This window comes from Pseudomonas sp. 28 E 9 (assembly GCF_900004785.1).
Classification (GTDB): domain Bacteria; phylum Pseudomonadota; class Gammaproteobacteria; order Pseudomonadales; family Pseudomonadaceae; genus Aquipseudomonas; species Aquipseudomonas orientalis_A.
Genome location: NZ_CVTK01000057.1, coordinates 397374 through 411586 on the forward strand (window position 1 = coordinate 397374; position 14213 = coordinate 411586).

16 protein-coding genes are annotated in these 14213 nt (G+C 59.2%); 4 read left to right on the forward strand and 12 right to left on the reverse strand.

Annotation, left to right across the window (positions count from 1 at the left end):
* Positions 1-111 precede the first annotated feature (111 nt).
* Positions 112-1038 carry an aliphatic sulfonate ABC transporter substrate-binding protein gene (locus BFQ00_RS26570; protein ID WP_065935203.1) on the forward strand — a complete coding sequence of 309 codons (927 nt, stop codon included), beginning with the start codon at positions 112-114 and terminating at the stop codon, positions 1036-1038.
* A 25-nt stretch (positions 1039-1063) separates the two neighbouring features.
* Here the strand turns inward: BFQ00_RS26570 and BFQ00_RS26575 are convergent, their stop codons facing one another.
* The 8 genes from BFQ00_RS26575 to BFQ00_RS26610 all read right to left on the reverse strand — a co-directional run bounded on the left by BFQ00_RS26575 (position 1064) and on the right by BFQ00_RS26610 (position 7614).
* Positions 1064-1534 carry a hypothetical protein gene (locus BFQ00_RS26575; protein WP_065935204.1) on the reverse strand — a complete coding sequence of 157 codons (471 nt, stop codon included), beginning with the start codon at positions 1532-1534 and terminating at the stop codon, positions 1064-1066.
* A 133-nt stretch (positions 1535-1667) separates the two neighbouring features.
* Positions 1668-3083 carry an MFS transporter gene (locus BFQ00_RS26580; protein WP_065935205.1) on the reverse strand — a complete coding sequence of 472 codons (1416 nt, stop codon included), beginning with the start codon at positions 3081-3083 and terminating at the stop codon, positions 1668-1670.
* A gap of 181 nt (positions 3084-3264) precedes the next feature.
* On the reverse strand, positions 3265-3702 hold the full coding sequence (locus BFQ00_RS26585) for a hypothetical protein (protein WP_065935206.1): 438 nt from the start codon (positions 3700-3702) through the stop codon (positions 3265-3267).
* Positions 3703-3833: 131 nt separating this feature from the next.
* Complete coding sequence (locus tag BFQ00_RS26590; protein ID WP_065935207.1) at positions 3834-4571, reverse strand: NAD-dependent epimerase/dehydratase family protein; 738 nt, start codon at positions 4569-4571, stop codon at positions 3834-3836.
* A 16-nt stretch (positions 4572-4587) separates the two neighbouring features.
* The gene (locus BFQ00_RS26595) at positions 4588-5220 is read right to left on the reverse strand and encodes a glutathione S-transferase family protein (RefSeq protein WP_065935208.1); all 633 of its coding nucleotides are present in this window, start codon (positions 5218-5220) and stop codon (positions 4588-4590) included.
* A gap of 230 nt (positions 5221-5450) precedes the next feature.
* Positions 5451-5867, reverse strand: a complete 417-nt coding sequence (locus BFQ00_RS26600) for a hypothetical protein (RefSeq protein WP_065935209.1) — start codon at positions 5865-5867, stop codon at positions 5451-5453.
* Between the two features lie 163 nt (positions 5868-6030).
* Positions 6031-6270: a DUF6124 family protein gene (locus BFQ00_RS26605; RefSeq protein ID WP_065935210.1), complete on the reverse strand. Its 240-nt coding sequence runs from the start codon at positions 6268-6270 to the stop codon at positions 6031-6033.
* 312 nt (positions 6271-6582) lie between these two features.
* Entirely contained in the window at positions 6583-7614 is a 1032-nt protein-coding gene (locus BFQ00_RS26610) for a LacI family DNA-binding transcriptional regulator (protein ID WP_165386131.1), read from the reverse strand.
* A 213-nt stretch (positions 7615-7827) separates the two neighbouring features.
* Between BFQ00_RS26610 and BFQ00_RS26615 the strand changes: the two genes are divergently transcribed.
* On the forward strand, positions 7828-8361 hold the full coding sequence (locus BFQ00_RS26615) for a gluconokinase (RefSeq protein WP_065935211.1): 534 nt from the start codon (positions 7828-7830) through the stop codon (positions 8359-8361).
* An 82-nt stretch (positions 8362-8443) separates the two neighbouring features.
* Positions 8444-9796 (forward strand): GntP family permease, encoded by a 1353-nt coding sequence (locus BFQ00_RS26620; RefSeq protein ID WP_065887726.1) that lies wholly within the window; start codon positions 8444-8446, stop codon positions 9794-9796.
* A gap of 421 nt (positions 9797-10217) precedes the next feature.
* Here the strand turns inward: BFQ00_RS26620 and alaC are convergent, their stop codons facing one another.
* On the reverse strand, positions 10218-11435 hold the full coding sequence (alaC, locus tag BFQ00_RS26625; protein WP_065935212.1) for an alanine transaminase: 1218 nt from the start codon (positions 11433-11435) through the stop codon (positions 10218-10220).
* 195 nt (positions 11436-11630) lie between these two features.
* Between alaC and BFQ00_RS26630 the strand changes: the two genes are divergently transcribed.
* Complete coding sequence (locus BFQ00_RS26630; RefSeq protein WP_065935213.1) at positions 11631-12113, forward strand: GyrI-like domain-containing protein; 483 nt, start codon at positions 11631-11633, stop codon at positions 12111-12113.
* 20 nt (positions 12114-12133) lie between these two features.
* Here the strand turns inward: BFQ00_RS26630 and BFQ00_RS26635 are convergent, their stop codons facing one another.
* From BFQ00_RS26635 to BFQ00_RS26645, 3 genes are read right to left on the reverse strand one after another with little or no spacing between them, the layout of a single operon-like run.
* Complete coding sequence (locus BFQ00_RS26635; RefSeq protein WP_065935214.1) at positions 12134-13342, reverse strand: type II toxin-antitoxin system HipA family toxin; 1209 nt, start codon at positions 13340-13342, stop codon at positions 12134-12136.
* The gene (locus tag BFQ00_RS26640) at positions 13335-13589 is read right to left on the reverse strand and encodes a helix-turn-helix domain-containing protein (RefSeq protein WP_065887735.1); all 255 of its coding nucleotides are present in this window, start codon (positions 13587-13589) and stop codon (positions 13335-13337) included. The genes BFQ00_RS26635 and BFQ00_RS26640 overlap by 8 nt, the downstream gene beginning before the upstream one ends.
* Positions 13590-13631: 42 nt before the next feature.
* The gene (locus tag BFQ00_RS26645) at positions 13632-14150 is read right to left on the reverse strand and encodes a GNAT family N-acetyltransferase (RefSeq protein ID WP_065887773.1); all 519 of its coding nucleotides are present in this window, start codon (positions 14148-14150) and stop codon (positions 13632-13634) included.
* Positions 14151-14213: the final 63 nt, after the last annotated feature.

The following is a 14213-nucleotide window of genomic DNA, read 5'->3' on the forward strand; positions in this document are numbered from 1 at the left end:
ATTGTGCATAAAGTTATATGTAGATGACTTTTAAATATTATTAAAGAATAAGAGGGCTTGTTAGGATCGCTTCCAACCTGCACCCGCCGCCAAGGCCAAGGAAGCGCTCTTATGCTGAAAATAATTGTTGTCGCCGTTCTTTCGCTGCTCGCTGCCAACGTGCTGGCCGCCGATCCTTCCACCCTGCGCATTGGCTATCAGAAAAGCTCGGTGAGCATGGTGCTCGCCCGTGAGCACAAGCTCTTCGAAACCGCGCTGCCCGGCACACAGGTGCAGTGGACCGAGTTCCTCGGTGGCCCGCCGCTGATCGAGGCGCTGAACGCCGGCAGCCTGGACATCGGCAATATCGGCGACATCCCGCCCATTTTCGCCCAGGCCGCCGGTATCGAGTTGCAGTACATCGCCGTCGAGCCCAATGACGGCAAGACCGAAGCCGTGCTCGTGCCCAAAGCCAGTACGATTCAGAGCGTGGCCGAACTCAAGGGCAAGCGTGTGGCCCTGCTCAAGGGGTCCAGCGCGCACAACCTGTTCCTCAAGAGCCTGCTGCGCGCCGGCTTGCAGTGGAAGGATGTGAACGTGGTGTACCTGTCGCCGTCCGACGGCCGCGCCGCATTCGAGCAGGGCAAGGTGGACGCCTGGGTCGTGTGGGACCCGTATTACTCGGCCGCCGTGGTCGACGGTGCCGCCCGTGTGTTGGGCACCGGCGAAGGCCTCAATCCGGCCGGCAGCTTCTTCGTGACCAGCGGCGCGTTTGCCCGGCAAAACCCCCAGGCCATCGCCACCATCATCCAGACCCTCGGCAAGGCGCAGCGTCTGTCACTGGACCAGCCCGAGGACAGCATCGCGCTGATGGCCAAGACCCTGGGCCTGCAACCGGCCGTGGTCAAAAGCTACTTCGAGCACCGCTCGCCGGCGCCGATCCGGCCGCTGCAGGGGGGCGACATCACCACTCAGCAAGGCACCGCCGACCTGTTTTTCGCCAATGGCCTGATCCCGAAAAAGATCGATGTGCAGCAGGTTGTGTTCAAAGGTCCATAAGCCCACGGTGAGTTCAAAGTGTGGCTTAGATGGCTGCCAGGGTGTCTTTCAGTGCCTGGGTTTGTGGAGCAGCCGTCTTCGCCGCTACCTGCTGCTGTTGCTGCTCCTTCAGGCGCTCCGCCACTTGGCTGGCAATGGCGTCTTGCCTTTCCTGCGGCAGGGCCTGCACTTGTTCCTCGGTCATCCCCTGCTCCTTGAGCAACTGTTCGCGGATGCGTTCGGCCGGGGATTTGCTCATGTACTCGGTGAATTCAGCCCGCGCCCCCGAGGTCGGTGCTGTGGTCTGCAGTTGCACGCGAGTCTTGGCGAACGCCTCGTCGATGCGGTCGCCCGCCTTGTCCAGCTCCTTCTGCGCGGCCGGCATCGCCGTACCTTGCTGTGCACCCTGCAGGGCGCCGCTGTACAACGCGCTGGCGGCGGCATTGGCCGGGTCCATGTCGGGCCGTTTGATCTGTTGAACCGTCGAAACGGCTTGGGTGTTGGTGTTAACCAGCATGATCGGTCACCTGTGCAAATATGCGGTGTGACAGCTGGAGCAATTAGCATGCCGGGCGCAGGGTGCGCGTTTTTACTGGGGGAGAGGCCGCCGTCGCGGCAAACACTGTCCCGCCGACGGCCAACTGTTGCCGTCAGTGGGCGATATGCTCCAGCGCCAGGTTACGCGTACGCGGCCCGAACCAGCTGATGGTAATCATCACGATCAACATGCTGCTGGCGATAAACGCCAGCACGCCCGGCGTGCCCAGGTGCTCGAGGATAAAACCGATCAGCAGGCTGCTGAACACCGTGGACAAGCGGCTGAACGAATAACAGAACCCAACCGCCCGCGCGCGGATATTGGTGGGGAACAACTCGCTCTGATACGAGTGATAGCTGAAGCTCAGCCAGGCATTGCAGAAAGTGATCATCACCCCGCAGAAAATCAGCCCCACCGCCGTGGTTTGCAGGGCGAACAGGCTGCCGAAGATTACCGCGCCCATGGCCGAGCCGACGATCTGCCATTTGTTTTCAAAACGGTTGGCGACCTTGACGAACAGCAACGGGCCCAGCGGGTAGGCGAGGGTGATGATAAAGGCATAGAGCAGACTGTGGGTCACGCTGACGCCCTGGCCCGACAGCAAGGCCGGCAGCCAGTTGCCAAAGCCGAAGAAACCAATCGCCTGGAACACGTGGAACACGATCAGCATCAAGGCGCGGCGACGGTAGGGCGGCTGCCAGATATCGGCGAAACGGCCGCTGCCCTGCACGCTGACAGCCTCCGGCTCCGGCGCGTCCAGAGGTTTGCCGTGATCCTTCAGGCAGCGCGCCTCCAGGTTGTCCATGATCGCGCCGGCTTCCTCGAAACGACCTTTCTGTGCCAGCCAGCGCGGTGACTCCGGCAGGCGCTTGCGCAGTTGCCAGATAAACAGCGCGAACACTGCACTGCTGAGCACCACCCAGCGCCAACCGGAGATGCCGAACGGTGCCTGGGGCACCAGCCACCACGACATCAGCGCCACCGCCGGTACCGACAGGAACTGGATGAAAAACGCAAAGGCAAACGCCGAACTGCGCATGCGCTTGGGCACCAGTTCCGACAGGTAGGCGTCAATGGTCACCAGCTCGATGCCCAGGCCAATGCCCACCAGAAAGCGCATGCAGATGATGCCCACGGCTGACGTCTGGATGCCCATCAACACGGTGGCGACGGTGTACCAGATCAACGCAAAGGTGAAAATCGCCCGGCGTCCGAAACGGTCGGCGAAGGGGCTTAGCAGGCTGGCACCGAGGAACAGGCCGAGGAAAGTCGCCGAGGCGAACGCGGCCTGGTCAGAGAAGCCAAACACGCCCGCGTTGCCGGTGTGGAAGATCCCGTCGCTGATCAGTCCGGGGCTGATATAGGCCGTTTGGAACAGGTCATACAGCTCGAAGAAACCGCCGATCGACAGCAATGCCACCAGGCGCCAGATGCTGGCGACTGCGGGCAGGCGGTCGATGCGCGCGCTGATGTGGGCGGCGCGGGTCGGGTCGATGCCGTCGATGGCAGCGGCGCTGAGGTTGGGCATGGGAGAAGTTCCAGAAGCAGTGAGCTGGAATCTTAACCTGCAACTGGCAGTGAGCAATTGTGCAATGTAGGGCGAAAGCCGCTGTTTTGGCGATTTATTGCGTGCGGGTTCATCGACGACCAATAATGGCCGTCGATTGGGCTTATGCGCAGTAAAACAGCGGACCTTGAGTCACGCTTTCTTACGAGGAAGAGGCTGCCCGCACATGCTTGAAGTTCTCTACCGTAAAAGCGCCAGATGAAAAGCTCATTTGCTGCACGCGGCGACTTCTCGTTTCAGCCTCGAAGTGAAATTTTGCAGTCAGGACACCGTTCTGTAATTGCAAGACGGTGAATTCTCCCTGGCTTGCAAAATAAGTACCCTGATTACCCGCGCGCGTATCATCAAATTCCAGCCTTACCTTGTGATCGGTGTCCGTTGCACCAATCGCGTAGGTCTCGCCTGAGCGAATATCCTGGTCAATGCTCATTTTGAGCAATGCGTGGTCAGTCATGATTCCGACGGTCGAATTAAAGCCGGCCTCTCCATTTAAATGAGCGACAACGCTCGTCTGAAAGGGGACAGACCATCCGGAAACAGTTCCCGAGATTTTATCGTTTGGGCCCAGTATGTTAGTCATTTGTTTTTTCCGTATTCAAAGGGGAGCAATGGGTTGTCAGTGCCGCCCGATATGAATAAGCGAAGAGAAAAACCAGATCTACTGTCAAATCTGACAGGTATAGCGCGTTTCCGACTAATGGGCCGGCTGGTTCAATAAGTTATCGGTATCCCAAACTGTGCGAATGCATCGTCCAGCGGTTGGTAGTCAAGCACACGCACTGTCTCGCTCAGGTCCAGGCGTTTGAAACGGTTATTGGAGATGCCATGGGCGATCAAGTGTTTCACGCCTTCGGCCTCAACCGAACGCTGTAATAATTGCACGGCATCGCGGGGGCTGAGCCAGGCGCTGAGGTCGCGGGCGTTGTTCAGGTCGTGGGTTTCGGGAAATTCAAACGCGCCGATGCGCACGGCGATGGTCGACAGCGGCGTCTTGGCGGCATAGTAGCCACATAGCGCCTCGCCGTAGCATTTGCTCACGCCATACAGGTTGGCGGGCATCACCGGCATGCCTGGCGTGATCTGGCGATCCACCGGGTAGCCTTCGATGGTTTGCGCGCTGCTGGCGAATACCAAGCGCTGCACGCCGGCGTTCACAGCGGCCTCGAACAGGTAGGTAGTGGCGAGGATGTTGTTGGGCAGCAGTTCGTCGAACGAGGCGCTGGCATGGGGGATGCCCGACAGGTGCACGATCACATCGATGCCTTCGAGCAGGGCTGCGAGGCTGGATTTATCACTGAGGTCAGCGTGTATGAAGCGGTGTCCAGCCAAATCGAAATCCGGCGCGATGCGGTCAGTGAGGGTGAAACGGTAGCGATCTTTCGACGCCTGGAAAAATGTCTTGCCGATTCTGCCGCAGGCGCCGGTGAGGAGTATGTTGAGTCCGTTCAAGAGGTTGTCCCTGTATTCAGTTGTGGCCGTCGAGGGCGAAGGTGTTGAAACCGGCATGTTGGCTGAGCCGCTGGTAGTAGGCGGCGATGGCCGGGTAGGGCGGACGCGCCATGGGCGTCACCTGCCAGCGGTGCACCGAGAGGCCGATGAGGATATCGGCGAGGGTGAACTCGTCGCCGGCTACGTAAGCGCCGGTCCTGGCCAGCTGTTGTTCGAGAATGCCCATCTTGTCGTTCCAGACCTGCACGGCGGCGGCTATTTGGGCCGCGTCCAGGCCGTCCGGGTTGTTACGCACCAAAGCCGGGAAGGCGTCGCCCCAGGCGCGGTTGAGTTCAATGGCTTGCCAGTCGATCCATTGTTCAACGCGGGCCCGTGGCGCGGGCTCGAAGGGCAGCAGGTCAGCGCGTTGATACAAGCCGACGAGGTAGCGGCAGATGGTATTGGACTCCCACAGCACGCCGTGGTCATCGATCAGTACCGGCACCTGGGCGTTGGGGTTGAGTGCGAGAAATTCGGCGGACTGGGTGGGCTTGAAGCCGATGCCCCAGTCCTCGCGGACATAGTCGATGCCCAGTTCCTGGCAGGTCCAGAGTACTTTGCGCACGTTGATGGAGGATGCGCGACCCAAGATTTTCAGTGAGTGTCCCATGGTGCTTCCCTGGCGATTCAAAGCAACCAATCTAGCAGGGGATGAGAGGGGGAGGTAGCGTTAGCATTCATGGCAAGCGGGTGCTGGTCGTGTGGCTTGTATTCAGGGGCTCGCAGGGTCAATACAGGCACTTGTGATGATACGAGGTAAGTGAATAGCCGAGTAAAGCCCACAAGAGCCTTTCAATGTCTGCCGGCTCTTGTCGGGTCAAGTTATGTAACGTGACGGGGTCATGTATTTTTAGTGCCGTTGAGTTTGATAACCCCGTCCGTTACATAATGCTCTTCGTCGCGTTTGAAGTGGAATGTCGCATCGATTTCATTGTTCACCAGGTTGATGCTTTTCACATATAACTTGCCACTGCTGGCTTGGAGGTAAAACGGTTCGCCCTCAATTTCGCCGGAGCAAGAGGCGCGCACTCCAATGTCGTCTTCTTTGATATCGTGCTCGCCAGCGGCAAGATCGTGCTTAAGATAAAGAACGACTGAGTGAGCGTTGTCGTCGAAGGTTTCGATTACCTGTTCGTCGCCTGAGTCCCTTGACTCAATAGTCGTTGCTCTAAACTGGATGGAAGATGATCCGACGGTTAGTTTGCAGGTGAAGCTTCCTTCGACGGAAACAAGTTCAATTGGCGTTGGAGTACTCATCTTGAAAATCCTTTTGAATGAACATTTGAATACGCCGACGGCGCAGTCAGCGTGTTCAGTTATAGGCATCGGATGAACGAGCGTCTACTGTCAAGGTTGACAGGTACGGGAAGCTGCCCTTGGTCAGGAACTCCAAAGTGGGCACGATTAAAAAATGCGGGACTTAAGCGCGTGGTGTGTGCTGGTCCATGGCTTTGCCCACCAGCAGGACGCTCAGCTCGCTCAGTTGATGAATGGCGAGTGCTATATCGCGGTGCTTGCCGGTGAGGTCATCGGACAGGTCGAGCAGCAAGGTACTGACGGAGCATACGGTTTCGTAGCTGTTGATCAGCAGGGTTTCGGTGGAAACATCGGGGACGAGGGTGAAGAGGGTGGTTGGCGGCGTATCGATTTTTTTGATCATTAGAGCATCCTGGAATGGGCTGCCGCCGTATCGCTACTAAACGAGGGTGGCAGCTGTACGCAGGTTAGTAGACCGGTGGACACTCAAAGCCGGCGCACTCGAAAGTGCCCTACGCACAGCCGCCATTAACGCGGGCAGACTTATGCACTTGGAGTGACCAAACTCAGGCTACTAAACCCGATCACCGAGAAATTCAGCGACCGGCAAACCTTAAAGACCGCCACCCAGGCACACAAGCCGGCCGATTCTGACGTAAGCGTAGGTAACGGAGCAAGGCGCTTGCCTTAATGTCAGCCGCTTCCTACAGCCGTCCTACGTACTCTCCCGCACCTGCAATTCGAACCCCATATCCACCACCGGCTTGGCGATCCGGTTGCCCGCCATGATGGTCAGCAAGTGCTCCGCCGCACGCCGGCCAATGGCTTCGCGCGGCGTGCTGATGCTGCTCAGGCGCGGCACCATGAACGACGAGGCCGGCAGGTCGTTGAAGCCCAGCACGGCCACACGCTCTGGCACTTTGATGCCGTGGCGCATGGCTTCCAACAAGGCGCCCTGGGCCAGGTCGTCGTTGCCGAAGAAAATCGCATCCACGTCCGGATGCGCCGCCAGCAATTGCAGGAACAGTTCGCCGCCGAGGCCCACGGAGGAGGGGCGAGGTGTCAAAAGCTCCAGCGCCGGGTCGTACAGGCCCGCTTGCTGCAAGGCCCGGCGGAAGCCTTCACCGCGCAGCAAGGTGCGCTGGTCCAACTGCGCGCCGATGTAGGCCAGGCGCTTGCGCCCACGGGACAGCAAATGCGCCGCAGCTGTTTCGCCTGCGGCCAACTGTGAAAAGCCCACGCAGTTCACCCCGGCATTAGGGTCCAAATCCATCATGTATACGCACGGCACATTGCTGGCCTCGACCATCCGTCGCGCGCTTTCGGTGCGGTCGAACCCGGTCAGCAGCAAGCCGCGAGGCTGGTAGGCCATGTAGTTGCGCAGCAGGTTTTCTTCTTCGTCGCGGCAGTAGTGGGAGTTGCCGATCAGCACTTCAAAGCCCTTGGGCCGCAGCACCTGGTGGATGGCTTCGAGGGTTTCGATAAACAGCAGGTTGGACAATGACGGCACCAGGACCACCACCGAATGGCTCTGGGCCGACGCCAGGGCGCGGGCGGCGGGGTTGACCACGTAGCTGAGTTCGGCGGCGGCCTGCTGCACTTTCTCCACCAGTTCGGTGGCGACCGTGCTGATGCCACGCAGGGCGCGGGAGGCGGTGATCGGGCTGACGCCGGCCAGACGGGCAACTTCATTCAAGGTGGGGCGACCGGTGGTGCGGGTATTTTTATCGTTCTTGGAGGTCATCAGGCGGCTTGCCAAACAAAAATCGAGGCACTAAGGTAGCGCTGTCTCCAAACGGCTGCAAATGCTTGAACGTTGGGTTGCCTGATCCCGTTCGAATGATTGGAGCGGATGCACGCGTCACTCCATAAAAAAAGACAAGACGGCGCGGGAAAAGCCTGTTTTTGCACTAGCCTTGGGCTGTGCAAAGGTAGCGCTATCTGCGTCCTGAGGTGTTTCATGAGTCAACCTGTTACCGCCCTGGTCATCATGGGTGTTTCCGGCTGTGGCAAGTCCAGCGTCAGCGAGGCCTTGTGCCGCCTGAACGGTGCCACCGCCATCGAAGGCGACAGCTTTCACCCCGCCGCGAACATCGAAAAGATGAGCGCCGGCCACCCCCTCAACGACGACGACCGCGCCGGCTGGCTCGACATCCTCTGCGATGAATTGCGCCGCTCGCTCAAGGCCGGTGAACATCCGGTGCTCACCTGTTCGGCGCTGAAAAGGAAATACCGCGACCACCTGCGCGAAGCCGCGCCCGGCCTTGGCTTTGTATTCCTGGAGCTGACCCGTGAAGTGGCCGCCGACCGCGTGTCCCATCGCCCCGGCCATTTCATGCCGGCAAGCCTGATCGACAGCCAGTTCGCCACCCTCGAGTCGCCCAAGGGCGAGCCGCTGACCCTGGCCCTCAATGCCAGCGAAGACAGCGTCGAGGCATTGGCCGAGCAGACCAATGCCTGGTGGCGCGAGCACGGTTTTAAACCTACCCATTAATTTTTTGCCGGAAAGATAGCGCTATCCCCGGCAGGAAGTTCAACACCCGCTTTAATAACAACAACAAACAGGAGAGATCCCCATGTTTGGCATGTCCCACGAGTCGTATCTGCTGCTGGATGCAGTCGTCACTATCATTGGCCTGATCGTTCTGATCACCAAGTTCAAGGTGCACCCGTTCATCGCACTGATCATCGCGGCCGGCTTCCTCGGCCTGACCTCGGGCATGCCTGTGGAGAAGATCATCAAGGCGTTCCAGGACGGCTTCGGCGGCGTACTCGGTTTTGTCGGCATCATCCTTGCGCTGGGGACCATGCTCGGCAAGATGATGGCCGAGTCCGGCGGTGCCGATCAGATCGCCCAGACCCTGATCCGCGCCTTCGGTAAGGAAAAGGTCCAGTGGGCCATGATGTTCGCCGCCTTCCTGGTGGGCATCCCGCTGTTCTTCGAGATCGGCTTTGTGCTGCTGATCCCCCTGGTGTTCATCGTGGCGCGGCGTACCGGTGTGTCGCTGATCAAGATCGGCATCCCGTTGCTGGCCGGCCTGTCGGCCGTACACGGCCTGGTACCCCCGCACCCGGGCCCGCTGCTGGCCATCGGCGTGTTTGGCGCGGACATCGGCAAGACCATTCTGTACGGCCTGATCGTCGCTTTGCCGACCGCCATCATTGCCGGCCCGATCTTCGGTACGTTCATCGCCAAGTACATCCCGGGCAACCCGTCCCAGGAACTGGTCGACCAATTGGCCCGCGAGACCGATAACAAGGCGCTGCCCAGCTTCGCCATCACCCTGGTCACCGTGCTGCTGCCGGTGTTCCTGATGCTGCTCAAAACCTTCGCCGACATCGCCTTTGCCGAAGGCAACGTGGTGCGCAACTGGATGGACATGATCGGTCACCCGATCACCGCGCTGTTGCTGGCATTGCTGCTGTCGCTGTACACCTTCGGCCATCGCCAGGGTATCCATTCCAAGCAGATCCTCAAACTGCTCGACGCCAGCCTTGCGCCGACCGCCGCAATCATCCTGATCATCGGTGCCGGTGGTGGCTTCAAGCAGATGCTGGTGACCAGCGGCGTGGGTGACGTCATCGGCCACATGGCAGTAAACGCCCAGATCAACCCGATTCTGCTGGCGTGGCTGGTGGCGGCGGTGATTCGCGTGGCAACCGGTTCGGCCACCGTGGCGACGATTACCGGCGCGGGCATCGTGGTGCCGGTGGTGGGCATGATTCCAGGGGTTAACCGTGAACTGCTGGTGCTGGCGACGGGGGCGGGATCGTTGATCCTGTCTCACGTCAACGATGCGGGGTTCTGGCTGGTCAAGCAGTACTTCAACATGACCGTGGCCGAGACCTTCAAGACCTGGACGGCGATGGAAACCATTCTGTCGGTGGTGGCGCTGATCTTCATCATGTTGCTGTCGTTGGTGGTGTAGGCCGCACCGCAGCATTCCATGTGGTCACCCAGTCAAATGTGGGAGGGGGCTTGCCCCCGATAGCGGAGTGTCAGTCACTGTATCTGGTGACTGAGCCACTGCCATCGGGGGCAAGCCCCCTCCCACATGTTGACCACATTTCTTCAGGTAGATCGGCTCAGGCTTTCTGGACTAAACCCATCGCCTCTGAACATCCCGCGAATCCCCCGCACTGCCTGGCGAATCCTGGCCCAGCCACACACCGACGCTTTGGGATTCTCCACCACTGTCGTTGGTGGTGTAGGCCGCACCGCAGCATTCCATGTGGCCACCCAGTCAAATGTGGGAGGGGGCTTGCCCCCGATGGCGGAGTGTCAGTCACTGTATCTGGAGACTGAAGCACTGCCATCGGGGGCAAGCCCCCTCCCACATTTTGATCGCGTCAGATGCTGGCTTTCGGTGCTATTCCATCGGCCCTGAACATCCCGCGAATACCCCGCACCGCCTGGCGAATCCGGTCCTGGTTTTCGATCAGGGCAAAGCGCACGTGATCATCGCCATACTCGCCAAACCCGATCCCCGGCGACACACACACCTTGGCTTCCAGCAGCAGTTTCTTGGCAAACTCCAGCGAGCCCAGGGCGGCATACTGCTCGGGAATCTTGGCCCAGACATACATCGACGCTTTGGGATTCTCCACCATCCAGCCCAGCTCATGCAGGCCCTTGACCAACACATTACGGCGCTGGCGATACTGCTCGGCGATGTCTTTCACGCACTGTTGATCGCCTTCCAGCGCCGCAATCGCGGCCACCTGCAGCGGGGTGAAGGTGCCGTAGTCGTGGTAACTCTTGATCCGCGCGAGGGCGTTGACCAGTTCCGGGTTGCCCACCATGAAGCCGATGCGCCAGCCCGCCATGTTGTAGCTCTTGGACAGGGTGAAAAACTCTACCGCAATGTCCTTGGCGCCCGGCACTTGCATGATCGACGGGGCTTTCCAGCCGTCGTAGACGATGTCGGCGTAGGCCAGGTCGTGCACCACCAGCACATCGTACTGCTTGGCCAGGGCGATCACGCGCTCAAAGAAGTCCAGCTCCACGCACTGCGCGGTGGGGTTGGACGGAAAGCCCAGGATCATCATCTTCGGCTTGGGGATCGAACCGCGAATCGCCCGCTCCAGCTCGGCGAAGAAGTCCACGCCGGGCACCAGCGGCACCGAGCGCACCTGGGCGCCGGCAATCACGGCACCGTAGATGTGAATCGGGTAGCTCGGGTTGGGCACCAGTACGGTGTCGCCCTGGTCGAGGGTGGCCAGCATCAGATGCGCCAGGCCTTCCTTGGAACCGATGGTGACGATGGCCTCGGTTTCGGGGTCGATATCCACTTCATAACGGTCCTTGTACCAGCGCGAAATCGCCCGGCGCAGGCGCGGAATGCCTTTGGAGGTGGAGTAGCCGTGGGTGTCCTCGCGCTGGGCGACGGTGACCATCTTCTCGACGATGTGCGGTGGTGTGGCGCCGTCGGGGTTACCCATGCTCAAGTCGATGATGTCTTCGCCGCGCCGACGCGCAGCCATCTTCAGCTCGGCAGTGATATTGAACACGTAGGGAGGGAGTCGATCTATGCGCGCAAAGCGGCGCGGCGAACCTTGGTCTGCCATTGTTGCCTCGAGGTACGTAAGCGCCCGGAACCGTCCGAGCGACGTCGGCCACTGCGGTGGCCTGCGGGGCAGACAATACGGTCGATGATGGCAAGTTGTCCATATGCCCGGGAAAAATTTCTGCATGGAGCTCGGCGCGGATATGCCCCTATACTCGCTACGGGTTTGTTCCCTCATAAGAAGGAGACTGTTCGTATGGATCAGCAGACAAGACAACCGTTGGAACCACGCATGGAAGCCGGCAAGGCCCTGGTGATCGCAGGCGTCCAGGGGCGTTATTCGAAAGCCACCGTGGGCGATATTGTGCAGCTATGGGAATTGTTCAACAGCTGTATCAAGGACATCAACAAGCGCGTCGGCGGCGTGACCTATGGTGTTTGCCATAATCCCAAGCAGGGCGAATTCGACTACATGGCCGGTGTTGAAGTCCCCAGCAAAAGCGATGTACCGAGCAATTTCCAGTGCATTGAAATTCCACCACTGAACTATGCCGTGTTCCCTCATCACGGGGCGGTGCAGGCGCTTGAGCAAACCTACGAGCGCATCATGTTCGAGTGGCTGCCGCACTCGGGCTACAAGGTGATGGGGGCGGATTTCGAACGATACAGTGCGGATTTTGATGCAAGGAAGGGCACCGGGACGGTGGAGATCTGGTTGCCGGTCGGGCAGAAAGTCTGAGCGCCAAGTCCGGGGGCGATTCAGCCCCCGAAGCTAGTTTGAAACCCCTGAGCGGATTGGCGTATGGCGCCCGCCACCTCAGGCGCCAACCTGCAGTAGTCGTCTTCGCGCTTGAGCACCACTTCAAGGGTCTGGAGCAGCGCCTGAATACGCCTTTCGGGATGTTCGACTTCGCAGGTCCTGGCAAATTCGAGAATGCCCAGGCGCGAGGCGAATAACGATTTATTTCCGCTCAGGTCCAGGGCCAGTGAGTCCTCGCGCAGGTAAGCGGTGGTGTTGACGATGTCGTAAGTCGGTGCCAGCCGCGTATCTGATTTAAGTGGATCGCTATAGAGCACGCCGAAATTCTTCAAATGGGCATCGCCATTACCCACGATGCAACTCAACGCCACGCTGTCGAATAATTGGTCCAGCGAACTGCGTTGATAGGCCGGGGCGCAGAACACGCGTACAGCCTTGGCGATGGCGGCGTAACTCTTGGTGTACTTTTGCTCGGCGGACAGTCCCATCAGTGCGGTCATGTCTTCGAAGCCCAGAGGGTTGAGCTGTGCGTCCCGATCAAAGCGCCGCATGATGAACAGCTTATGGTTGCGCGACAGATAAAACGGCGGTACGGGCAGGCCCGCATCCCTGGCAATGGACATGCACAGGTATTCATTGATGGCCAGCCCGGGAAACTCGTCCCGCCCGCTTTTAATGATCAGGTCGTCGGTTTTCGAGGTGAATTTCTGTTCGGGGGTTTGTGGTTTCTCCGGCACCAGTACTTTGGGTTGCACACCGGAAATACCCGCTCGCAGGATATAGCGATCTACCAGTTCGACGAACAGATCCTCCGTGCCGTCCCAGGCAAGAATTTCGTCGAGGTTTTCTCCGCTTGTGTGAGGGCTGTTGCGATGGATCAGATTGTTCACTTGTTCAGAAGACACAAAAACCCTACCAATTGGCGCGCTGCTGCCCGATAGCGCCAGCAATAGCATAGGGTCTACCCTGACCGTTTTGGCGAGGCGATTGCGCAATTGTTCAAGCACATAACCTTCCGGCAAATTCATCTGAAAGATGGGATGCAAGTCCCGGCGCCGGTATTCGTCCGCGCGTACGGGCATCGTCAGGCTAATTGCGCTGGCGGCCTTTGCCTCATCGCTGTAGCGAAACAAATAGTCTTCAGCACCAATCCGCACGCTGCCGCTGTCTCCTTGGGGCGTATGAACGCGTAGCGTGGGGCTATTCATTGAACACGTCCTCCAGTTCCTCCAGAGTCGGCAAGGTCACGGGTACCAGCTTGAATTCGCTGCCCAAGGCGGCTACCACCCGAGCATAGGCATTCATCGAGACCGAGAGGCTGCCTTTTTCTATTTCGATCAGTTTTTGCCGAGTAACCCCGGCCAACTTCGCCAGATCCGCCTGTTTATAGCCGCGATTGGAGCGCATGGTGCGCAGGTGCACGCCGAGACGTTGGGTGATTACGGTAGGGTCCATGTCTTATATAGATTACTTTTCTGATTTTAGGTTATGTATACGTTACATTTCGACGATGTCAACGGTGTCCTGATCAAACGCCCGTCTCAACCTGCGCTCATGCCCAATCCTTCCTCTGTATGCCTCACCGCTGTCCACCCAACCAGCCCCCAGATACAACCCCATCGCCGCCACATTGTCCGCATCCACCGACAATTCCAGCGCCTTGATCTGTGGCCATGCCTGTAGCGCCGCTGCGGGCAGCATCTGCAGACAGATTTTGCCGTAGCCGCGGCCTTGCTGATGCCGATCCACCTGCAATGCATGCAAGGTGGCGCTGTGTTCATCTGCCCAATGGGGCAGGCACGGTGGGCGTTTGAGCAGCAGGAACGCCACGGGCACGTCGCCCGCGAGCAGGGCGAAGCCTTTGACGCTGTCGGGGTTGGGATTGACCAGCAGGCTGTTCAGCGCGCAATAGATATCACCGGAGTACGCCAGTTGCTCGGGGTGCACCGTCAGGCCGTCCAGTTGCTGTTTTTGTAGAACGTTCAGCGTTTCGTAGGGGACGAGGCGGGTTTGCATGGGCGGCATATCCAAAAATCCTACCAAGGGGCGGGAATTCTACCTCATCCGGTTATAGCGCCT